Genomic DNA, 20,789 nt, shown 5'->3' with positions numbered 1-20,789 from the left:
GTAAGACGTCAAAATAACTACGATATTCAGAAATTTTCCTAAATAGGACCTAAAACATAAACAGCAAAGGAGCTTATGATGACTACTGATATTCAACACCATGTTAATCAGTTGTACCCTACCCTTGTGCAATGGCGGCGGGATTTTCACAAGCATGCCGAAACCGGCTGGCTTGAATTCCGCACGGCCAGTCTGGTTGCCCAGCGCTTAGCCTCTTGGGGTTATCTTGTGCAAGCTGGCCGCGAAGTGATTGACGAGCACGCCAGGATGGGCGTTCCGACACAGGAGGTGCTCACTCGTGAGGAACAGAGAGCTCTTGAACAAGGAGCGGACCCGAATTGGCTGCCCTATTTTTCGGGCGGTTTGACCGGGGTGGTCGGCATCCTGGATACGGGACGGCCAGGTCCGACGATCGGCTTTCGCTTCGATATGGACGCTCTTGATTTGCACGAGTCGGCCGATGAGTCTCATCTGCCTGCTGCATTGGGCTTTCGCTCCATCAACGAGAACATGATGCACGCTTGCGGACACGATGCACACACGACGATTGGTCTAGGGGTGGCGCATACTCTCGCTCAGATCAAAGATCGTCTGTCTGGACGAATCAAGCTGATCTTTCAGCCCGCCGAGGAAGGGGTACGCGGGGCCAAAGCAATGGTAGCAGTTGGTGTGGTTGACGATCTGCAGCTCTTTTTTGCCAGTCACGTGGGGGTTAACCACCCACTCGGTGAAGTGGTTTGCGGCGCCAATGGATATTTGGCAACGACAAAACTGAACGTTTCCTATACGGGGGCGGCTGCCCACGCCGGAGGCAGTCCGGAAGAAGGGAAAAACGCGCTGTTGGCCGCTGCAACCGCTGCGTTGAACCTGCATGGCATCGCCCGGCACAGTGCAGGTTCCTCCCGGATCAATGTGGGTGTGCTGCAAGCGGGCAGCGGCCGCAATATTGTCCCTGCTTCGGCTCAGCTCAAACTGGAAACACGCGGGGAAACGTCAGAAATTAACCAGTATGTGCTGGATCGTGCTTTACGGATCATTCGTGGTGCGGCTGCGATGTACGACGTTACAGAAACGATCGAGATTGTCGGGGAAGCGCAAACCTGCAACTCCAGTCCCGCGCTCTTTCCGTTCGTCCGGGCCCAGGCCGCTCAAGTGGAAGGGATCCACTCCATTGTGGAGTTAGCCCAGGCTGGCGGTTCGGAGGACGCCACCACGATGATGGCACGTGTACAGCAAAATGGCGGCTTGGCCAGCTACGTATACTTCGGTACGACACTGGCGGCAGGGCACCACAAAGAAACGTTTGACATTGATGAAAAGGTGTTGGGGATCGCCGTCAAAACCTTGTCCTTGTGTGCTTTGCACGCTGCGCAGCTTGAGCGCCAAGACGGACAAGCCGCAACCGATTGATGATCCCAGACGAAATACCGCGGAGGGACCAACGGATGATCACAAGAGTTGGTGCAGTCGGACCCAGAGACTCAGTAGAGCTGATCTGCGAGGTCGGCCAGGAGTTTAAAAAGCAATTGCAAGTTGTACCATTTATCTACAACGATGTGGAGGAAACCATTGATCTGATCCGGGATGGCGAGCATCAAGTGGATGTATGGCTGTTTTCTGGACAAGCTCCCTATTCCATTGCCAAACAACACCAGCTGAAGCAGAAGGCGTTCGTTCCCCAACTGAACGGCTCCAGCCTGACCAAAGTGCTGCTGGAAATCGTCTACCGCGATGGCCTATCCCTTGATCGGATCAGCTTCGATACGATCAGCGAAGCTCACTTCTATGAGACGAGTTCTGAACTGGGACTATCCTCAGAGCGTACCTATTTGCTCTCCTATCGAGACTTTAAGCCGACAAACGAACTGGTCGCCTATCACACCACCCTTTATAAGCAGGGGTTGGTTGACGCTTGTGCCACCTGTATGCGCGCCGTATACGAGGAGTTGCAAGCCCGCGGTATCCCTGTCTACCGGATCCGCCATAACCGTATGACGATTCGTTCGATGCTTCGCCTCGCCTGTCAGCAAGGAGAAACTCTCCACTTTAAGAAAGCGCAAATCGCCGTTCAAATGATAGAACTGGAGGGTCTCGACAGCTTGATCGGAGAAAAGCAGAATACGTACGAAGTGCGGCGGCTCGATTTGAAGCTGCAGGAAACGATCCTGCACTATGCAGAGAAGCAATCCGGCTCATTTGTATCGCTTGGCAATGGCAGCTTTATTCTATTTTCCACCCGAGGCTCGGTTGAAGAGGACGCCCAAGCCCACACCACGGAGTTGTTGGCCAAGATCTCTTTGTTAACAGGTCTGACCGCCAATATCGGGATCGGGTTTGGCGTGACTGCCCTTGCCGCAGAACGAAATGCCCGACTTGCTCTGCTGCATGCCAAAAAAATGGGAGGCTTTTGTGCCGTCTTAGTCAACGATGAGGGCTTGATCAAAGGTCCGCTGCAGCGGACGGACAGCATCGCCTTCCACTACCGAACGGAAGATATGGAGTTGGCCGAGAAGGTAAAGCAAGCCGGTGTATCCCTTACTACATACAGCAAGATTCTCTCGTTGCAAAACAGTCTCGGCAGTCATTCGATCACAGCGATCGATGTCGCGGAATGGCTGGGTATGACTCAACGCAATGCTCGCCGGATTCTCGCCGATTTAGAGCAGCATAACCTCGCACAGCTGATTGGCGAGGAGAGTCCTGCCAGCCGCGGCCGCCCCCGCAAAATGTTTCGCATCACCCCTACCCCCAACCGGGGGAATGAACAAGACAAGGATGTGTTGGGATGACAGATCTGCTCTCTTTTTGCAAGGTGAACCAGCAACAGATGATTGACGATTTAGAGCGGTTGGTTGTAGCTGAATCCCCCTCCCACGACAAGCGGCTCGTCGATCAGTGTGGGGTTGTACTGCAATCATTGTTTCGGCAGCATCTGGGGGTTGAGGCTGAAGTGATCCCACAAACGACGACAGGGAATCATCTTCGTTTCGTCTGCGGAGAGGGGGCGGAGCAGATTCTCATCATCGCCCATTTTGATACGGTATGGGACGTAGGCAGGCTGACGTACCGTGTGGAAGGAAATCGAGCCTATGGACCTGGCATCTTCGATATGAAAGCGGGCATCATCCAAGCTTTGTGGGCGATCAAGGCTTGTCGCGAACGCGGGCGGCCCATGGACAAAAAAATCGTCTTTCTATGCACCACCGATGAGGAGATCGGCAGCGAAACCAGTCGTCCTTATATCGAACAGGAAGCTCGAAATAGTGCCGTTGTGCTGGTACCCGAGCCGCCGGTTGCCAATAGCGGGGCATTGAAAACTGCTCGTAAAGGGGTGGGACAGTTTCTGCTGAGAATCAAAGGAAGAGCTTCTCACGCCGGCAATCATCACGAGCAGGGCATCAGTGCCGTGGAGGAACTGGCCCGCCAAATCCTCTATCTCCACGGCCTGACGAATTACGCGGCAGGAACCACGGTTAACGTCGGCATCGCACGCGGCGGCACCCGCACCAACGTGGTGGCCGAACAGGCCGAGGCGTACATTGATGTCCGTGTATCCAGCAGCGCTGAAGGGGAGCGAATGACAGAGCTGATACGCGGATTAAAGCCGCAGGCAGCCGACGTCTCCCTAGAGGTGACGGGTGGTATGGAACGCCCTCCGATGGAGCGAACTGCGGCAACAGAGCGGTTGTTCCAACTGGCTGCCGGATGCGCCAAAGAGCTGGGCTTTCAGGTTGCGGAAGCTTCTGTCGGCGGCGGAAGCGATGGAAACTTTACTGCTGCTCTGGGCATCCCCACTTTGGATGGCCTGGGAGCGATGGGCGACGGACCACACGCTGAGCACGAACACATCCTGATCGACCAGCTTCCTCAGCGGACAGCGCTGTTCACCACACTGCTCACACGATTGTAGATATAGTCGCAACCCGTTGTAGGCCCTGTCGCTTGCAGATTATTCTGCCGATGCCTCATATCGCAACAAACGCCTGACAAACACGGTGAAAATCAATAAGGAAACGGCTACCGATACGGCTGTCACGACAAACATCACCTGATATCCCGTGTACTGTGACACCCAGCCGAGTATGATGGAGCCAAGTCCGATGCCTAAGTCAAATGCGGTAAAGAAAGAAGCATTGGCAACCCCTTTCCGATCCGGAGGAGCGAGACGCAGCGTGGCCGCTTGCAGGGCTGGCTGTGCCGACCCGAATCCCACACCGTACATAATGGCTGCCACGATCACGCCAATCAACCCGTTAGAGAAGCTCAAAACCAGCAGGCTTGCGATCGTAATCAGAAGCGCTGGCGCGATCACAAATGGTTCCCCGTACCGATCCGAATGTTTTCCGGCGATGGGGCGGATCAAGGTGAGTGCCACAGCGTATACGAAAAAAAATGTGCCGGCATTTACCTTGATCGATTCTGCAAACAGCGGCAAAAAGGTGGTAATCCCTCCATAGGCGACGGATAGAAAAAAGATAGCCACTGTAACGGACAAAACCGATTGCTCGATCAATTGGATTCGCCCTCCGGTGGGTTTCGCCTGAAACGGGATGTTCGTCAAATAGGCTAAAAGCAGGGCTATAATGGAAAAGCCGGCACCTACCAGGAACAAACTGTGAAACGAATGATTCTCGATGGTCCAGATTCCCAGCATCGGGCCAATTGCCATCGCCACGGTCATGGCCAGGCCGAACCAGCCCATGCCTTCACCACGACGAGCAGGTGGAATAACATCCGTGATCGCCGTACCAACAGCAGTAGTGGAAAGCGCCCAGCTGACACCGTGGATGACCCGTAGCGCCATCAACATGAAGATGGTGCCGATCCAATCGTACACATACATGGCCAGTGCAAAAAAAAGCAGTCCCCACAGAATAAATGGTCGCCTGCCGTAACGATCCAGCAGTCCTCCGACGATCGGACGGAACACCACGGCGGCCAGTGTATATACGCCGATTACCAATCCGACCTGTGCTTCAGTTCCTCCCAACTGTTTGATAAAAAGCGGGAGCGTCGGCACCAGCAAATAAAACCCCATAAACAGGAAAAGCATGGCCACAGTCATTTGAATAAACGGTCTTGTCCATAGGCGCTCCACCTCTATCCCTCCCAATCCATCGTCGAATTCTGACGTTGAAGTTTTCTCTGACAAGACGGAAGCTTAGTCCGAAGGTGTTTTGATCCGATCGATCTCCTGCCTCACCCACGCGATATCCGCCTCTGCTACGTGTCTGCGGTGATCAAACATGCGCAACAATTGTATCCGCTTTTGCTCAGGAATCTGTTTGCTTCTGATCATTTGTGATTCGGCATTTACGTACCTCAAATTGACATGAAGATACTCCAGATACTGTTTTAGGCAGGCAAGCTGAACCTCTTTCGTCACATATTGAAAGTATGCCATTTTAAAATGAAACATCAGTTCCGCATCCGTGCTGATCGGTATCGGCTCGGCCATCAATTCCAGGAAGCGTTCGCGGCCAGCTGTCGTCAGTTCGTAGATTTTTCGCTGCCTCCTTCTCTGCTGTTCCCCTCCAAGCTGAAGACTGATCCATCCCTTCTTCACGAACCGGGAGAGCAGCGGATACAAAGTTCCCGAGCTTATTCGCCGGATCGGTCCAACGGCATGCGTGAGCCGCTCTTGCAGCACATATCCGTGCGTACCCTCTGTCATCAACTCACCTAGGACAAACAAGTCATACATTACTACACCCTCATTCACATATATCGAACCGATATGTCGTACCGATATAAATGATATGCCTTTATGACATCTAGTGCAACAAAAAAGATGCCACTCTAGCACATTTCGGTTCAGACTTTGGACGTTGGCTCCCACTCATGAAACATTCTCCGTTCCTGTTCGTAAAGAAGATATACGTGTTGTTCGGTCTTTCATCGGGGAATTACCATGTGTGATCGGATATATCGTTGGATCATCAAGCTTGGCAAAAGGAGTGGTATCGGTGTTTCAAGAGCTAAACAACCAGCTGGCTGAGATGAAGATCGCACTACGGCACCAGTTCAATTGGTCCCAGCGATTGCAGCAGTTGAAGGAAGAACTGAAACAGGAGGAGGCGGTCCGTGATCAATGGCACCATCAACTGCTCAAGGAGCAAAAAGATGTTGACCGACTCACGGGTCTATCTTTTGGCGCTCTCTTTTTCAGCTTGATTGGTAAAAAAGAGGACAAGCTGTCCAAAGAAACGGAAGAACTGCTGCAGGCGAAGTTGAAGTATGAAGAAGCTGTTCAAACAGTGCAGGATCTGGAGCAGGAGAGGACCGAATTGGAGCAAAAGCTGTTGCAATTAGGCGATGTAAAGCGGGAGATTGAATCACTACTGGCGGAAAAGGAGCAACTGATACAGCAGCGACACCCTGCGTTGGCCGGCCAATTGGATGAACTGAGTGAGCAGGAGACAGAGGTTCTAGCTAATCTACGCGAGCTGCAAGAAGCCGTTTCTGCCGGGCACTCGGTTCTGAGCGCCTTGGATCAAGCTCGAGAACGGCTCCATTCAGCAAAAAGCTGGGGCACCTGGGACATGCTTGGCGGTGGGATGATCTCCACTGCGATCAAGCACAGCAGGATCGACGAGGCTCGCGAAGCGATACACGCGGCCCAAAGAAGCCTGCGGCAGTTTGAAAAAGAATGCAACGATGTGAGGCGGGACGTCTCTGTTCAGATCGAGATTGGCGGACTGCTCACCTTTGCCGATTACTTCTTTGATGGTTTGATCTCTGACTGGATCGTACAAGGACGTATATCGGAATCACTGCAGCAGGTTGACGAGAAATACTCGCACATAGAGCGCATTGTCAACCACCTGAAGGCGGAGTGCCGTAAAGCGGAGTCGGAGATACTGGAACTGCGCAGTCGATCGGCGGCGTTGATTGAGAACGCATAGGAGGACAGAAGAGCGGCAAACGCATTCAGCTTGGCCAAAATGCCTTTGCCGCTTGTACTATACGAACGATGGCTTACTTGCCAGATTGATTCTTCCGGCGGTAGCGGGCTTATGAATCCCCATTGTTATTTTGGTCAAATAAAAAGAACTCGCAATCAGTCGGGACACCGGCGTAACCCATTTGGCGCAGCATCGCGGTTAGATTGCCGCAGTGATATGTTCCGTGGTTTACAACATGTTGGACGACCTCAGAATAACTGGTCATAAGCTCTCCAAAACGGGGATGTCGGTAAGACGTGACCGCTACCATATCCGATTGACGATGAAAAAGTCCCGATACTGTTCAAATAGCTGGTGGAATCTTGTCTCCATCTTTTCCATGCCGGATTCTTTACCCTCTACTGTTAGTCGATTGATGGTAGCTACTACTTGCTCGTAACTGTCACCGAACATAGTATAGAACTTATACGTTCTCCACCCGATACATGTGAAGGATCGTCTCGGTGACAGACGGGAAAACACTCTGAACTTCCTGGCGATAAATCTCCTCTGGTAGTTCTCTCAAGTGCAGAAAGACCCTTCGCGTTGCCCATACGTGATAGTCATATCGCTGCAGGGAATGATGCTTCATGATAGATACCCCCTTTTTGGTGCCGCATAGGACGCATGAAAACAAGTGCACCTGTGCAGGTGCACTTGTTGATCGGAACCTGCCTGCTGCTCTCCTCTACTGGTTGGTCAATACACCATAGCGTTCACGCAGTTCCCGCTTAAGGATCTTGCCGCTGGGATTTCTGGGCAGTTGGTCAGCAATGATCGCATACTTGGGTGCCTTAAACGAGGAGATCCGCTCCTTGCAAAAGGCCAGAATCTCGTCTGCTGTTAGCGACTCACCCGCCTTGGGCACGACCACCGCCGTAACGGCTTCGATCCAGTAAGGATGGGGTACGCCGATCACCGCAACCTCTGATACTTTCGGATTTTGATAGATGATCTCTTCTACTTCTCGGCTGGCTACATTTTCTCCTCCCGACTTAATCATGTCTTTTTTTCGATCGACGATGGTAATGTAACCTTCTTCATCCATGATACCGAGATCGCCACTGTGGAACCAACCACCCTTGAATGCCGCCTGTGTCTTCTCTTCATCGCGAAAATAGCCCAGCATGGCATGACTCGTACGATGGACGATTTCCCCAATCGTTCCTGGCGGCACCTCGACACCGTCATCGTCTACGATCTTGGTCTCCACATTTAGCGATGGTTTTCCAGCGGAACCTGCTTTTCGCAGTTGATCGTTAGGTTTTAGCACCGTAGCCAATGGCGCCACTTCCGTCTGACCATAAAAATTATAAAATGCTGCATTGGGCAGACGAACATTCAATTCTTTTAAAATCTCCACCGGCATAATGGCCGCTCCATAATAACACTTTTTCAAGGAAGACAGATCCCGAGTAGCAAATCCGGGTGAACGGAGCAGAGCAATCCAGACCGTCGGCGGACAAAACAACTGGGTTGCCTGGTAGCGTTCAACCGTCTCCATCATCAGATCGGGTGTGGCCTGCTCCAGTATGATACCGCTTCCACCCAAATAGATGTAAGGTCCTAAGAAACAGTGCAGCTGTGCACTGTGAAATAGAGGCAAGGCATGCACCGCTATATCGTCTTCACTCATTCCCCCATCAATGATTGTACTGACGTATTCGGAAATCACGTTTTTGTGTGTCAGCATGACGCCTTTTGGCTTCGATTCCGTTCCACTCGTATAGAGAATGTTTACCACATCATCGTCATCCAGTTCCACTTCCGGGGCTTGTGGGCCAGCGTGTTGGATCATCTCGCGGAATGGCTGCCACTCACCCTGCTGTATGGCAGGTCGGGAGATGATAGACAGCAATTGAGGTTTGCAGCCGGATTGTTTGATCGCTTGCTCTGCCGTCGATAAAAACTCCGGCGACACAAAGCAAGCACTAACTTCCGCATGTCCCAGGATGAACGCCACATCATCCGAATTCAGCATGTAATTGATCGGGACCATGATGACCCCTGTCTTGGCCAAGGCGAAGGTCAAAATCGCAAAGTCCATCGAATTTCGGGACAGCACAGCAGCACGCTGCCCTTTTTGCAATCCGTGGGAGATAATCGATTGCGCCGCTTGATTCACAATCATATCGAATTGTTCGTATGTAAATTCCTCTTCTTCGAATCGGAGGGCCATCTTGTTCGGAAAGCGTCTTCTGCTCCGCTGCAATATATCGCCTAGCGTGTTTCGACGTGCCCGCTGAATCTCACCCATCACTATTCCTCCCTACCGAATTTTCTTTTATTATACACGATTTGTCTGTATAATGGGCAAATTCTGACTTTATTATATGCATCTCTTCCCCGCCCTCTTCTTGATGTTCCTGTGCAGATTGCGTTACTGCCCCATCTGGGATTGCGTGATTTGTCGTTTCTTTTGGGCATGATTCACAGACATGATCCAGACTCCCACCAAGGCCATTAGTGCCGCCACTCCATAGGGGGCATGAGGAGACAGGCTGGCTCCAATCACTCCAGACAACAAGGGAGCAATCGCTGCTCCCAGCCAGCGAACAAAATTATACACTCCCGAGGTAATGCCGCGCGCATACGGGGACAATTCCATCACAAGACTGGTAAACAGGGCATTGTTTACGCCAGCAATCAAACCGGAAACAACAACGAGTGCGATTTGCAGCCAAGCGATGTCTACAACCAGCAGGCCGAACAGGATCACGGTAAAAGAGAGCAATCCAAGCCGTACGAGTGCAGCAGGATGCATCTCCGTTCCAGCTGGTGAGAAAGAACGGCCGAACCGTAGGCCAGACAAAGACCCCAACCGAAAAAAACAAGACCCAACTGAATCGATGAGTTCGCCATCAAGATCTATGCGATCTGGTTGACGGACCCAGAAAAAGCCAGACGCTTCCTGCTGGAACGGATGGAATCGATGGAAAAGAGCATTGCGTATCGGGATGCAGAGATTGAAACTATGGAGCGGGAATATGGAGGCGATCTATTGCAGCTCGGCTCGAAACACTTTGGACGCTACCTGCTCTTTGAACGAAAACGCAGGCTGGAAAAAGAAGAGGTTGACTGGTGTCACTGGGTCATCTCGCTCTTGGATAAGAGCTCATCGTCCGCTAACCAGCAGTAGCAACCAGAACGATGGTCATGATTCTCTTCACCAGTACCGGCATCTCCTATCCCTCCGACTCTTTTTATCATATTGAAAGCAACATAAAATGGTTGTCTAAGCAACACAACCAGATGTAAAAACAGAAGCAGCCGGTCTGCTGCGCATCACTGCACAGGATCGGCTGCTTTAGGTGACCACAATGATTTATTTGCTCGATGTGGCAAGAACCTGCTCTTTCGACGTTCGCTTTGACTGCTTTGCTGTGTGCTTCTTTTGATTCCGTTCGAAGGCGATCGGGATCGCTTCCTGGCGCTGCACTCCTGACTGTTCCAGTTCCTCAATCGTGTTGATGATCTGTTTGTAGTCCTTTGGTATGACTTTCACGATTTTTGATACGGTTTGCTCCCACTGGTCGAGCAGTCGTTGCGCGTGCTTACTTCCTGTGTTGCGCACGTGCTTCTCGATTAGTTGTTTCACTTCTTCGATCTCACGCTGCTCCTCCAGCGCTTCAAGCAAAACCATCTCCTGGTTGCACAGCTGGGAGAAGTGAGCGTGATCCTCGGCTAGCACATAGGCGGTACCTCCGGACATTCCTGCTGCGAAGTTTTTGCCCACCGGTCCGAGGATGACAACGCGCCCACCTGTCATATATTCACAGCCGTGATCGCCTACTCCTTCGACAACAGCAGTCACACCGCTGTTTCGAACACAAAAGCGTTCACCCGCCATACCATGAATATAGGCTTCACCGGCCGTCGCCCCATAAAAGGCCACGTTCCCGATGATCATGTTCTGTTCTGGAGCATACGTGCTGCGTGCGGACGGATGGATGATCATTTTTCCGCCGGATAACCCTTTGCCGACGTAGTCATTTGCGTCCCCTTGGAGATGAAGTGTGATGCCTCTCGGGACAAATGCGCCAAAACTTTGTCCGGCCGAACCTTGGAAATGGAGGCGAATGGTGTCTTCGGGCAGACCATGCTCACCAAATCGCTTTGTCACTTCGCTGCCCAAAATCGTCCCTGCCACACGGTTGGTGTTGCTGATTGGCAGAGTGGCTTCTACCGGGCGACGCTCATCCAGAGCTGGCTTGCACAAGCGCAGCAGTTCTTTGTGATCCAGCGTCTCCTCCAGCTTGTGATTTTGCTGGCGTTGATGGTATCTGCCCACATCCTCCGATACATCCGGCTGGTGCAGCAACGGCGTCAAGTCGACGTGTTTCGCTTTCCAGTGCTCTTTTGCCTTCTCACTCATCTTCAGCATCTGGCTTTGCCCAATCATGTCATCCATGGAGCGGTAGCCAAGCTGAGCCATGATTTCGCGCACCTCACGAGCCACAAAGCGCATAAAGTTGACCGTGTGCTCTGGGTCGCCCTTAAATTTTTTGCGAAGATCCGGATTTTGTGTCGCTACCCCTACCGGACAGGTGTCTAGATGACATACGCGAGCCATTACACAGCCGATCGAAACCAGCGGTGCTGTCGCGAAGCCAAACTCTTCAGCGCCGAGCAGGGCGGCAATCACCACGTCGCGTCCAGTCAGCATCTTGCCGTCGGTTTCCAGTACGACCCGGTCGCGAAGCTGGTTGAGCAGCAGTGTTTGATGGGTTTCCGCCAACCCCAATTCCCACGGCATTCCAGCATGCTTGATGCTGCTCTTGGGAGATGCGCCCGTTCCGCCGTCATGACCGCTGATCACAATCACATCGGCCAGCCCTTTGGCGGCACCTGCTGCAATCGTACCCACGCCTGCCTTGGAAACCAGTTTGACACTGATTCTGGCACGCGGGTTGGCATTCTTCAAGTCAAAGATCAACTGGGCAAGGTCTTCAATCGAATAGATATCGTGATGCGGTGGAGGCGATATCAGTCCCACCCCTGGCGTAGAAGCGCGCACTTCCGCAATCCACGGATACACCTTGCTGCCAGGCAGTTGACCCCCTTCACCTGGTTTTGCCCCTTGCGCCATTTTGATCTGGATCTCGTTGGCATTGACCAAGTAGTGGCTGGAGACGCCGAAACGTCCAGATGCAACCTGTTTGATCGCACTGCGGCGAGAATCTCCGTTGGAATCCGGGATAAAACGCTGGGGATCCTCTCCCCCTTCCCCACTGTTGCTTTTTCCGCCCAGGCGATTCATGGCAATTGCCAGTGTTTCATGCGCTTCCTTACTGAGCGAGCCGTAAGACATCGCACCCGTTTTAAAGCGCCGGACGATCGAGTCAACCGATTCAACTTCACTGAGCGGTACCGGCGGACGATCGGATTGGAAGTCGAGCAAATGGCGCAGCAGCGTGATCTGCTGTTGATTCACCTGCTCGGAATACAGTTTATACTGCTCGTAATCTCCCTGGCGGCACGCTTTTTGCAGTGCGTGTACCGTTTTGGGGTTGAACAGGTGATATTCACCGTCCCGACGGAACTGAAACTCACTTCCAGGCTCCAATGCTTCCTCTTGATGCTCCGCTGAGAAGGCTTTGCTGTGACGCATCAACGTCTCTTTTGCGATCACATCCAGCTTGATTCCGCCGATTTGCGAGGAAGTCCGGGTAAAATAGCGATCAATCACGGATTGGTCAATGCCGAGCGCTTCAAAGATTTGAGCGCCGCGATAACTTTGGATGGTGGAGATCCCCATCTTGGACATCACCTTCACTACACCCTCTACAGCAGTGCGCAGGTAGATGGATGCGGCCTCCTCGTAGGCAAGATCGCCAACTTTGTCTTCGTCAACCAACTGCTTGATCGTCGCGAGTGCCAAATACGGATTGATCGCATCTGCACCATAACCGATCAACATCGCAAACTGATGGACATCACGCGGTTCGCCGGACTCCAGGATCAGACTTGTTTTTGTACGCGTTCCGGAGCGAACCAGGTGATGGTGCAGACCGCTTACAGCGAGCAGCGCAGGAATCGGTGCCATCTGTTCATTCATCTCCCGATCAGAAAGGATCAGGAGGGTATAACCGTCCGAGATAGCTTGATCAGCCGCCGCAAACAACTGGTCGAGCGCTTGCTCCAGTTCCGCTTCACCACCGTCGACAGGGAACAGGATGGGCAGTGTTTTCGCCGGAAACTCCGGATGCGGGTTTTGGCGAAGTTGAGCCAGTTCCTTGATGGAGATCAGCGGCGTGTTCAGCTTGATCCTGCGGCAACTCTCGGCGCTGGGAGCAAGCAGATTTCCTTCCGCACCCAACATCGTCAAAGTGGATGTGACGCATGATTCGCGAATCGCGTCAATCGGCGGGTTGGTCACTTGGGCAAATGCTTGTTTAAAGTAATTGTACATTAGCTGAGGTCGATCGGACAGCACAGCCAACGGCGTATCCACTCCCATGGAGCCAACAGGATCTTTTTGCTCCGTCACCATCGGGGCGAGGATTTTGTTGACTTCTTCCTGTGTATAGCCGAACGCTTTTTGCCAGGTCAATACGCCCTCTTCTGGCAGTTCTTCGCGGTACTCCGCTTCCGGCAGTTCCGTCAGCGAGAGCAGGTTCTCGTCAATCCATTTGCGATAAGGTTGCTCGCTGGCAATCTGCTGTTTTACTTCCTCATCGGAAACGATGCGTCCCTCCTCCAGATCAACGAGCAGCATCCGGCCCGGACTGAGTCGTCCTTTCTGGACAACCTTTTCTTCCGGAATGTCGAGCACTCCTACCTCGGAGGAGAACACAATGGTATCATCGGAGGTTACATAGTAGCGTGCCGGTCTGAGACCGTTGCGGTCCAGGATTGCCCCTAGCTGTCTCCCGTCGGTAAAGGCAATCGCGGTCGGACCGTCCCACGGTTCCATCAAACAGCTATGGTATTCGTAAAACGCTTTTTTCGTATCATCAATCTGATCGTCCCGGTCCCACGGTTCCGGGATCATCATCATCGCCACATGCGGCAAGGAACGGCCGGCCAATGCGAAAAACTCCACGCAGTTGTCCAAAATCGCCGAGTCGCTTCCTTCCATATCGATCACAGGCAGCACCTTTTGCAGGTCCGTACCAAACTCTTCGGACTGGAACATTTTCTCCCGGGCTCTCATCCAGTTGATGTTCCCCTGCAGGGTGTTGATTTCACCATTGTGGATCAGGTAGCGGTTGGGATGTGCTCTTTCCCACGTCGGAAAGGTATTGGTGCTGAACCGTGAATGTACGACGGCAAAGGTGGATGCGTAATCCGGATCACGCAAATCAAGATAAAAAGCGTCCAGTTGTACAGGTGTCAGCAAACCTTTGTAGACTATCGTGCGGCTGGACATCGATGCAGCATAAAATCCGTCTCCGGCTGCCAGTTCCATCTGTTTGCGAATGACGTACAGCTTTCGTTCAAACGCCATTTGATCGCTCAGATTGCGGCTCGCACCGATAAACACTTGTCGGAAAAAGGGCTGGCTCGCCGCTGCCGTTTTGCCGAGCTTGCTTTGGTCAACGGGGACCGTTCTCCACCCGAGCAGCGTTTGCCCCTCTGCCTCGATAAGCGCTTCCAGTTGTTTTTCATAAGCGGTACGACGTGCTTCATCCTGCGGGAGAAAAAGCATCCCCACGCCGTAGTTTCCGGGGGATGGCAGTCCAAAGCCTAACTCTTTGCAGACCTTGCGAAAGTATTTGTGCGGAATCTGCGTCATGATCCCTGCTCCGTCACCAGTCTCTGGATCGCTCCCCTGTCCGCCGCGGTGCTCCAGATTGCAGAGAATTTGCAGCCCGTTCTGTACCATCTGATGGCTGGCTTTCTGCTTCAGATTGGCTATAAAACCGATCCCACAGGCATCATGTTCAAATATCGGATCATACAATCCCTGTTTTTGCGGCATTCCTGTTTGTATCATAACCCTCCACTCCTTCTCCCTGTAGTCGTTTTCTCTCTGTCTGGTTTCACCATACTGACGACTCTTTTTGTCTTGAATATTTCGTCTTTTGAGACGGATAAATCGTTACATACAAAGACCCGAACAGATTACCTGTTCCCATTGTTTAAAAATGAGAAGCTTTAGTTAACATTTTAGTTTGGTGAATTGATATAAACAATATATAATTTAGTTAAGAATCATCTCGTTCTGAGATGAATAGGGAGATGGAGGATGGAATGGAATTACGACAGATTCAATATTTCATTGAAGTGGCCAAGCGGGAACATGTTACGGAAGCAGCGCACAACCTGCATGTAGCCCAATCCGCAGTGAGCAGACAGATCGCCAATCTCGAAGCGGAACTGGGTGTGCCGCTCTTCATCCGGGAAGGCCGCAATGTCAAACTGACTTCTGTGGGAAAGATTCTTTTGGAGCATGCAGAGATTGCTCTCAACGAGATTGAGAAGGCTAAGGAGAAAATCGGAGAGTACCTGGACCCGGAACGCGGTATTATCCGGGTTGGGTTTGCCAGCAGTCTGGCCGCCAATCCGCTGCCCACCGTGATCTCTGCTTTTCGCGCCAGATATCCCAACATTGGCTTTCAATTGAAACAAGGCGCCTACAAACAACTGATCGAGTCGGTCATCAAAGGAGAGATCGACCTGGCTTTTTTAGGTCCCGTACCAACACAGGAAAAGGATGTTCGCAGTCACATCTTTTTTGCTGAAAACATCGTCGCCTTGCTCCCTACCAGGCATCCACTGGCAAAGCAACCGTCGATCCGCCTCAATGAACTGCAGCAGGATACGTTTGTACTGTTTCCACCCGATTTTATCCTGCGAAACATCGTGATGAACGCCTGTGCCCAGGTTGGTTTTGAACCAAAGGTATCATTTGAGGGAGAAGATATCGATGCGATCAAAGGGCTTGTATCTGCCGGCTTAGGCGTTACCCTCTTGCCGGAAGTAACACTGATTGACAACGTGCCCAGGGAAACGGTCAAGATCCCGATAAGCGAGCCTACCGTAAAGCGGACTGTGGGGATTATCATCCCTAACAACAGAGAACTACCGGCTTCCGAAAAACTGTTTTATGATTTTCTGAAAGAGTTTTTCTCCGTGCTGAACAAGTTTAGTCAATAACGGGATGACCGTCGTCAGCCCCGTCAAAATGCACAAAAAACCCGTATCGCATACTGATGTGATACGGGCGCCGATGATAGCTTTCTTGACGGATGATTGGGTGGGATGGCGGTCAACTAGAGCAGACTGCCTCCTGCAATGAACCGCAACTCCCAAGCCGTACCCCGGAAATCAGTTACTTTGACTCCACCGGCTTTTTTACTAAAGGTGTGCAGCAATTTGTTGTCCCCCATATAGATAGCCACATGGGTAACACGCTGTTGTTGTCGATTGATCCCGCTGTAATCGGACTCATTGGAACCTCTGTGACTCATGAAAAACACCAGGTCGCCCTTTTTCAACTGGCTGATATCTTGCAGCAAGATTCCGTTTTGTTTGACGTACTTTAGCTGGGTTCTCGAACTGCCTCGGCCCAGATCCAGTCCTGCTCCCTCACGATAAGCCCACATCACGAATTCGGAGCAGTCCATCGTGCTCTTGGAAGAGCGGGAGGAGCCGAATTCATATGGCGTTTTCAGGTACTTTAACCCAGCACTGATCACGTTATCGCGAGCAGAACCTTGATTGGTTCGCTTTGCACCGTTGTTGTCGGATACAGCTCTCTCTTTTTTGGGTGCAGTTGCGTCGGTGTTGGGCGCTTTCTCTCTTTTAGGTGCATTTGTGTCGGTATTAGGAGCTGCCTTTTCTTTTTTAGGTGCGGCCTCGTCATTGTTGGACGCCCCCTCGTCCACTCTGGGCGCTGTCTCCTCTGTGTCGGGATCTGCCGTTCTGGCTGGAGGAGCAACGTCTCCTTTTCGTGCCAGGTACTCATCATAAGAAATAGCGTTCTGGTATCCAGAGTTGTTTTGGCCGTCAGGGGCCGCCGCGTAGGAATGCGGGGCAAAACCGGTTGTTAACAAAAAGGCTGCCGTTATCGTCGCAGCAACGTACTTTTTCATTTGCTTGTTTCACTCCTCTGTATTGATTGGCTTCGCAAAGACAGGTGTCCATCATCATTTTCGGTGCTTCTTTTCGGTCTGGTTTGCCCACGACACATGGGTCGGAACCACCGAATCGGGCCTAAATGCTGCTGGTGTTTTGACAGGAGCAATCGCTCCTGCTACACGTTGTACCGCTTCGCAATAAGTCAGTCAAAGCAGAGAGTGCTTTATCTGAATATTACAAAAATTATAGGCGGTTCAATACACAGCATCACATCATGCTGCCCATTCACAGCGTATACGGCTCTCCATCTCGTTTTCTTATCTATATATTATAGAGGGAAAACAGTATCAACTCACGGGCCAAGCGACTATGATGTTTTGCTTAAGAGGCAATCCCATGATAACATGATGTCGCTGTAAGATCATTGTAAAAAATATGGAAACAAAATGGAGCCGATGCTCCGGCTCCATTCGTCTTTCTATCGCGATGTGTTTTGGTTGTGGAAGGCTGCATACCAGCCGAAACGGAAAGAATCATGTAGAAGAGACGATCACGTATACAAGTCAAACATGTTGATCTCATGTCCAAGCTGTTTCATGTAAGTGAAAAGTTGAGCACGATGATGCTGCATGTGTGTGACGATCTCGATCAGCCACTTCGCTTGAGCCGTTCCGTGGTCGAGATAGAACGGGGTTGTCATCTTATGCAGAAACTCATCATGACTCAAGCTATCCATATAGGCGCGAAGCTCTCCCACACCTCGCTCCATGGCAGCGATCCATTGCTCTGCTTCATCTACGGCGGAGAACTGACTCTCTAACTGACGTACCTGAACCTGACTTCCTTCTTGGAGAATCAGCAAATCCACAGTAGGAATCGCTACCAGATGTTCTGTTAGCTCCTGCAGTGTTCTCATCTCTTTGACTGGTCGATAGTTCCACTCCTCGGGCTTGACCTTGCGGATCAGATTGGCCGACGTCCTCACAATCAGTGCAAGCTCCTCAAATAACATTTGCTTCATCTCGTTTACTGCACTCATGTCCTGTTCACTCCAATTCAATCGTTTTCTTCCTTGGTTCCTGGTTTCATTCTTTCTTACATCCCGATCCTACCATATAATAGTGACAGGTCTTGTCATAGTCATAGAAATAATGAAAACGGAGTTTTTCAGGATGTCCAAATCAAAACGGCTCATCGAGTTGATGATGACGATCAATCGAAAACGAAAGTTTACAACCAAAGAGCTGGCAGCTGAGTTCGGGGTTTCTGTTCGAACCATTCTGCGGGATTTGCAGGAATTAAGTGAACTGGGCGTGCCGCTCTACTCAGAAGTGGGGCCGCACGGCGGTTATCAGGTTCTGCATGAGCGCATGCTTCCCCCGATTGCCTTTACCGAAGAAGAAGCTGTGGCACTCTTTTTCGCCTGCCACGCCCTGCGGCATTTTTCATCACTCCCCTTTGAGGCAGAGACCAACTCTGCTCTGCACAAGTTTTTCTCCTATCTGCCTGGCGACGTGAAAGATCGTATCGATCAGATGAAAAATCGAGTGGATCTCGTGCAACCGACGCGGGAACAATCTACTCCGTATCTTTCGATTCTGCTGGAAGCAGCGATTCGCCAACAGATCATCCAGATTGAATACGATTCCCGCCAAGGTGTCTCCTCACGAGACATCCAACCGATCGGGATCTATGCCAAAAATGGTTTTTGGTACTGTCCCGCTTACTGCTTCGCGCGTGACGACTTCCGACTGTTCCGGGCCGACCGGATATACTCGGCAGCGTACAGCACATCTGGCTTAAAACCGCGGGAATTCTCTGCAGTCAACCTTGCCAATTGGGAATCGTTCGTGCGAAAGGAACAGGACTGGATCAATCTTCGCGTTGAACTAAGTCGGGATGGCGTACGCCGTTGCCAGGCAGAGCTGTCACCCTTGCCGAAACTGAAGATTGAAACAGATGGGACGGGTATACTCTCTGGTCGCATACCCAGGAGTGAAATCTCTTATTTTGCAGGATTTTTTATGGGGCTTGGCAAAGAAGCAATTGTAGCAGAACCTGCAGAGCTAGTCACGCAGATCACACAGCGGATGAAGGAAATGATCGAGAGGTATGAAAATCATGAGGAACAAACCAGATAACGTGCACAGTGGAAAACGGGTCGCTTTCCTGACCGGAACATCCAGCGGTTTGGGGTTGCTATCAGCAGTTGCACTGGCTCAAGCAGGCTATCATGTGATTGCCACCATGCGCAACGTACAGCAACATGAGCAACTTCTGAGAGAGGCAACAGACGTAGGCGTACAGCAGCAGATAGACTGCAGGCAGTTGGATGTAACTAATCGAATAGCGATTCAAGAGGTGGTGTCAGAGATTCTTTCGCACTATGGGCAGATTGACGTCCTCGTCAACAACGCGGGCTTTGCCCTTGGCGGTTTCGTAGAAGAAGTCTCTCTGGACGATTGGTCGGAGCAGATGGAGACCAACTTTTTCGGACTTGTAGCGGTGACGAAAGCGATTTTGCCTCATATGCGGGCCCGCAGGCAGGGAACAATCATCAATGTCAGCAGTATCAGCGGGCAATTCGGGTTTCCCGGATATGCGCCCTACGTCTCCTCTAAATACGCAGTAGAAGGATTTAGTGAATCCCTTCGTCTGGAAATGCTTCCATTTGGCGTGCATGTGGTACTGGTGGAACCGGGAGCATACAAAACGTCTATCTGGTTGAAAGGGTTTGAACAGATTGGGGTAAGCGAATATTCGCCCTATCGACAAAGACTGGCTGCTATTCTCCACTATTCACGCAAATCAGCGGAAACGGCAGGCGATCCGACTGAAGTGGCTCGCACGATAGTGCGGATCGCCGAAAGCCGTGGTCCAAAACTTCGCTATCCCGTCGGAAAAGGGGTAAGGTCCACAATCATCTTAAAGAAGCTCTTGCCGTGGAAGTGGATCGAAGCAGTGGTGCTGAGTAAGCTTCGCTGAACAGTTCGGGCTGGTGGCGGTGACGACAGCCGATTTATTTTTTCTCTATTATGCTTTGTCTAACGCTGTGTAGTGTTAGGTTGGAATGTTGTATTGTATTTTTAGATGTTGCCGAGGTAGCATCTCCGAGATGATAATTCTTTAATATATCCGTATCCTTTAGAATATTTCCCGTCAAGATGCATAATACCGATTCGTCTTTGGCAATCAACTGCTTGGAAACTAAATTGCGCAGTCCCGCGATTGTTGCTGCTGAAGCCGGTTCGCAGCCAATACCACTTCTGTCGATAGCAGCTTTAGCGTCAAGAATTTCCTCATCCGTTACCGAAATGGTAACTCCTCCTGTTTCTCTAAGAGTATATAATGCTTTTTTCCAGCTTGGAGGATTGCCAATATTCAACGCGGAAGCTTGAGTATGCGGAAAGAGCTCGGGAGTGAGTTCGTTTTCTTCTCGAGAATCATCTTATGAAATGGGCTGGCTCCCTCTGCTTGAACGATTGCAACGCGCGGCATCTTATTGATCAATTCAAGCGTAAATAAATCATGCAAGCCTTTGCCTAACGCTGCTGCATTACTTAACGCTCCACCAGGTACGATGATCCATTCAGGCAATTCCCAGTTTAAATACTGTGCCACTTCATAAATGATGCTTTTTTGCCCTTCAATTCGAAATGGATTGATAGAATTACATACATACAATCCGAGCTCACCGCAGCGATTGATCAAGTAGTCAATTATCAAGCGGAGATCGCTTTCATGGGCGGGAGTCGAGAGTTTCATCCGTTCATTAACAGGACGGAATTATTTGAAGATGATATGTGGTTTGTTGTCCAT

At 51.2% G+C, this 20,789-nt stretch carries 17 protein-coding genes and 1 pseudogene; 8 read left to right on the top strand and 10 right to left on the bottom strand.

Annotated elements, in window-relative coordinates; all coding sequences use genetic code 11:
* The first annotated feature begins 78 nt into the window (after positions 1 to 78).
* From LOK74_RS08975 to LOK74_RS08965, 3 genes are read left to right on the top strand one after another with little or no spacing between them, the layout of a single operon-like run.
* Positions 79 to 1,410 (top strand): amidohydrolase, encoded by a 1,332-nt coding sequence (locus LOK74_RS08975; RefSeq protein ID WP_230046299.1) that lies wholly within the window; start codon positions 79 to 81, stop codon positions 1,408 to 1,410.
* A gap of 35 nt (positions 1,411 to 1,445) precedes the next feature.
* Complete coding sequence (locus LOK74_RS08970) at positions 1,446 to 2,789, top strand: helix-turn-helix domain-containing protein (protein WP_230046298.1); 1,344 nt, start codon at positions 1,446 to 1,448, stop codon at positions 2,787 to 2,789.
* Entirely contained in the window at positions 2,786 to 3,910 is a 1,125-nt protein-coding gene (locus LOK74_RS08965) for a M20 family metallopeptidase (RefSeq protein WP_230046297.1), read from the top strand. Before LOK74_RS08970 ends, LOK74_RS08965 begins: the two co-directional genes overlap by 4 nt.
* A gap of 39 nt (positions 3,911 to 3,949) precedes the next feature.
* Here LOK74_RS08965 and LOK74_RS08960 read toward each other — a convergent pair whose 3' ends face one another.
* Together LOK74_RS08960 and LOK74_RS08955 are read right to left on the bottom strand one after the other, a co-directional pair.
* Entirely contained in the window at positions 3,950 to 5,098 is a 1,149-nt protein-coding gene (locus LOK74_RS08960) for an MFS transporter (protein ID WP_230046296.1), read from the bottom strand.
* A gap of 63 nt (positions 5,099 to 5,161) precedes the next feature.
* On the bottom strand, positions 5,162 to 5,704 hold the full coding sequence (locus LOK74_RS08955) for a PadR family transcriptional regulator (protein WP_230046295.1): 543 nt from the start codon (positions 5,702 to 5,704) through the stop codon (positions 5,162 to 5,164).
* Between the two features lie 262 nt (positions 5,705 to 5,966).
* Between LOK74_RS08955 and LOK74_RS08950 the strand changes: the two genes are divergently transcribed.
* On the top strand, positions 5,967 to 6,905 hold the full coding sequence (locus LOK74_RS08950; RefSeq protein ID WP_230046294.1) for a hypothetical protein: 939 nt from the start codon (positions 5,967 to 5,969) through the stop codon (positions 6,903 to 6,905).
* Between the two features lie 109 nt (positions 6,906 to 7,014).
* On the opposite strand, the gene LOK74_RS08945 is transcribed toward LOK74_RS08950, so the two are convergent.
* From LOK74_RS08945 to LOK74_RS08930, 4 genes are all read right to left on the bottom strand, one after another.
* On the bottom strand, positions 7,015 to 7,170 hold the full coding sequence (locus LOK74_RS08945) for a DinB family protein (RefSeq protein ID WP_230046293.1): 156 nt from the start codon (positions 7,168 to 7,170) through the stop codon (positions 7,015 to 7,017).
* A gap of 198 nt (positions 7,171 to 7,368) precedes the next feature.
* Positions 7,369 to 7,536: a DinB family protein gene (locus LOK74_RS08940; protein WP_230046292.1), complete on the bottom strand. Its 168-nt coding sequence runs from the start codon at positions 7,534 to 7,536 to the stop codon at positions 7,369 to 7,371.
* 96 nt (positions 7,537 to 7,632) lie between these two features.
* Positions 7,633 to 9,201: an acyl-CoA synthetase gene (locus LOK74_RS08935; RefSeq protein WP_230046291.1), complete on the bottom strand. Its 1,569-nt coding sequence runs from the start codon at positions 9,199 to 9,201 to the stop codon at positions 7,633 to 7,635.
* A 123-nt stretch (positions 9,202 to 9,324) separates the two neighbouring features.
* A complete protein-coding gene (locus LOK74_RS08930) occupies positions 9,325 to 9,708 on the bottom strand; it encodes an MFS transporter (protein ID WP_230046290.1) in 384 nt (127 codons plus the stop codon).
* Positions 9,709 to 9,825: 117 nt separating this feature from the next.
* Here LOK74_RS08930 and LOK74_RS08925 point away from each other — a divergent pair, with 117 nt between their 5' ends.
* Complete coding sequence (locus tag LOK74_RS08925; RefSeq protein ID WP_230046289.1) at positions 9,826 to 10,083, top strand: hypothetical protein; 258 nt, start codon at positions 9,826 to 9,828, stop codon at positions 10,081 to 10,083.
* 186 nt (positions 10,084 to 10,269) lie between these two features.
* Here LOK74_RS08925 and gltB read toward each other — a convergent pair whose 3' ends face one another.
* Positions 10,270 to 14,883 carry a glutamate synthase large subunit gene (gene gltB / locus LOK74_RS08920; RefSeq protein WP_230046288.1) on the bottom strand — a complete coding sequence of 1,538 codons (4,614 nt, stop codon included), beginning with the start codon at positions 14,881 to 14,883 and terminating at the stop codon, positions 10,270 to 10,272.
* 257 nt (positions 14,884 to 15,140) lie between these two features.
* Between gltB and gltC the strand changes: the two genes are divergently transcribed.
* Positions 15,141 to 16,046: a glutamate biosynthesis transcriptional regulator GltC gene (gene gltC / locus LOK74_RS08915; protein WP_230046287.1), complete on the top strand. Its 906-nt coding sequence runs from the start codon at positions 15,141 to 15,143 to the stop codon at positions 16,044 to 16,046.
* Positions 16,047 to 16,162: 116 nt separating this feature from the next.
* On the opposite strand, the gene LOK74_RS08910 is transcribed toward gltC, so the two are convergent.
* A complete protein-coding gene (locus LOK74_RS08910) occupies positions 16,163 to 16,984 on the bottom strand; it encodes a C40 family peptidase (protein WP_230046286.1) in 822 nt (273 codons plus the stop codon).
* A gap of 536 nt (positions 16,985 to 17,520) precedes the next feature.
* Positions 17,521 to 18,009 carry a DinB family protein gene (locus tag LOK74_RS08905; protein ID WP_230046285.1) on the bottom strand — a complete coding sequence of 163 codons (489 nt, stop codon included), beginning with the start codon at positions 18,007 to 18,009 and terminating at the stop codon, positions 17,521 to 17,523.
* Positions 18,010 to 18,142: 133 nt separating this feature from the next.
* Here LOK74_RS08905 and LOK74_RS08900 point away from each other — a divergent pair, with 133 nt between their 5' ends.
* Both LOK74_RS08900 and LOK74_RS08895 read left to right on the top strand, forming a co-directional pair.
* Entirely contained in the window at positions 18,143 to 19,111 is a 969-nt protein-coding gene (locus LOK74_RS08900; RefSeq protein ID WP_230046284.1) for a helix-turn-helix transcriptional regulator, read from the top strand.
* Positions 19,092 to 19,955, top strand: coding sequence for an SDR family oxidoreductase (locus LOK74_RS08895; protein ID WP_230046283.1), 864 nt, complete (start codon positions 19,092 to 19,094; stop codon positions 19,953 to 19,955). Before LOK74_RS08900 ends, LOK74_RS08895 begins: the two co-directional genes overlap by 20 nt.
* Positions 19,956 to 19,989: 34 nt before the next feature.
* Here LOK74_RS08895 and LOK74_RS08890 read toward each other — a convergent pair.
* Positions 19,990 to 20,663, bottom strand: a pseudogene (locus LOK74_RS08890) (pyridoxal-phosphate dependent enzyme); the annotation flags it as partial.
* Between the last annotated feature and the right edge of the window lie 126 nt (positions 20,664 to 20,789).

Source organism: Brevibacillus humidisoli (genome assembly GCF_020923435.1).
GTDB lineage: Bacteria > Bacillota > Bacilli > Brevibacillales > Brevibacillaceae > Brevibacillus_E > Brevibacillus_E humidisoli.
The sequence above is the reverse complement of the archived record's forward strand: the minus strand, read 5'-3'. Positions and strand labels throughout refer to the sequence as shown.

Coding starts and splice junctions, on each gene's coding strand:
- LOK74_RS08975 (WP_230046299.1), top strand. CDS start 79: ATGACTACTGATATTCAACACCATGTTAATCAGTTGTACCCTACCCTT.
- LOK74_RS08970 (WP_230046298.1), top strand. CDS start 1,446: ATGATCACAAGAGTTGGTGCAGTCGGACCCAGAGACTCAGTAGAGCTG.
- LOK74_RS08965 (WP_230046297.1), top strand. CDS start 2,786: ATGACAGATCTGCTCTCTTTTTGCAAGGTGAACCAGCAACAGATGATT.
- LOK74_RS08955 (WP_230046295.1), bottom strand. CDS start 5,704: ATGTATGACTTGTTTGTCCTAGGTGAGTTGATGACAGAGGGTACGCAC.
- LOK74_RS08945 (WP_230046293.1), bottom strand. CDS start 7,170: ATGACCAGTTATTCTGAGGTCGTCCAACATGTTGTAAACCACGGAACA.
- LOK74_RS08940 (WP_230046292.1), bottom strand. CDS start 7,536: ATGAAGCATCATTCCCTGCAGCGATATGACTATCACGTATGGGCAACG.
- LOK74_RS08935 (WP_230046291.1), bottom strand. CDS start 9,201: ATGGGTGAGATTCAGCGGGCACGTCGAAACACGCTAGGCGATATATTG.
- LOK74_RS08930 (WP_230046290.1), bottom strand. CDS start 9,708: ATGCATCCTGCTGCACTCGTACGGCTTGGATTGCTCTCTTTTACCGTG.
- gltB (WP_230046288.1), bottom strand. CDS start 14,883: ATGATACAAACAGGAATGCCGCAAAAACAGGGATTGTATGATCCGATA.
- gltC (WP_230046287.1), top strand. CDS start 15,141: ATGGAATTACGACAGATTCAATATTTCATTGAAGTGGCCAAGCGGGAA.
- LOK74_RS08910 (WP_230046286.1), bottom strand. CDS start 16,984: ATGAAAAAGTACGTTGCTGCGACGATAACGGCAGCCTTTTTGTTAACA.
- LOK74_RS08905 (WP_230046285.1), bottom strand. CDS start 18,009: ATGAGTGCAGTAAACGAGATGAAGCAAATGTTATTTGAGGAGCTTGCA.
- LOK74_RS08900 (WP_230046284.1), top strand. CDS start 18,143: ATGTCCAAATCAAAACGGCTCATCGAGTTGATGATGACGATCAATCGA.
- LOK74_RS08895 (WP_230046283.1), top strand. CDS start 19,092: ATGAGGAACAAACCAGATAACGTGCACAGTGGAAAACGGGTCGCTTTC.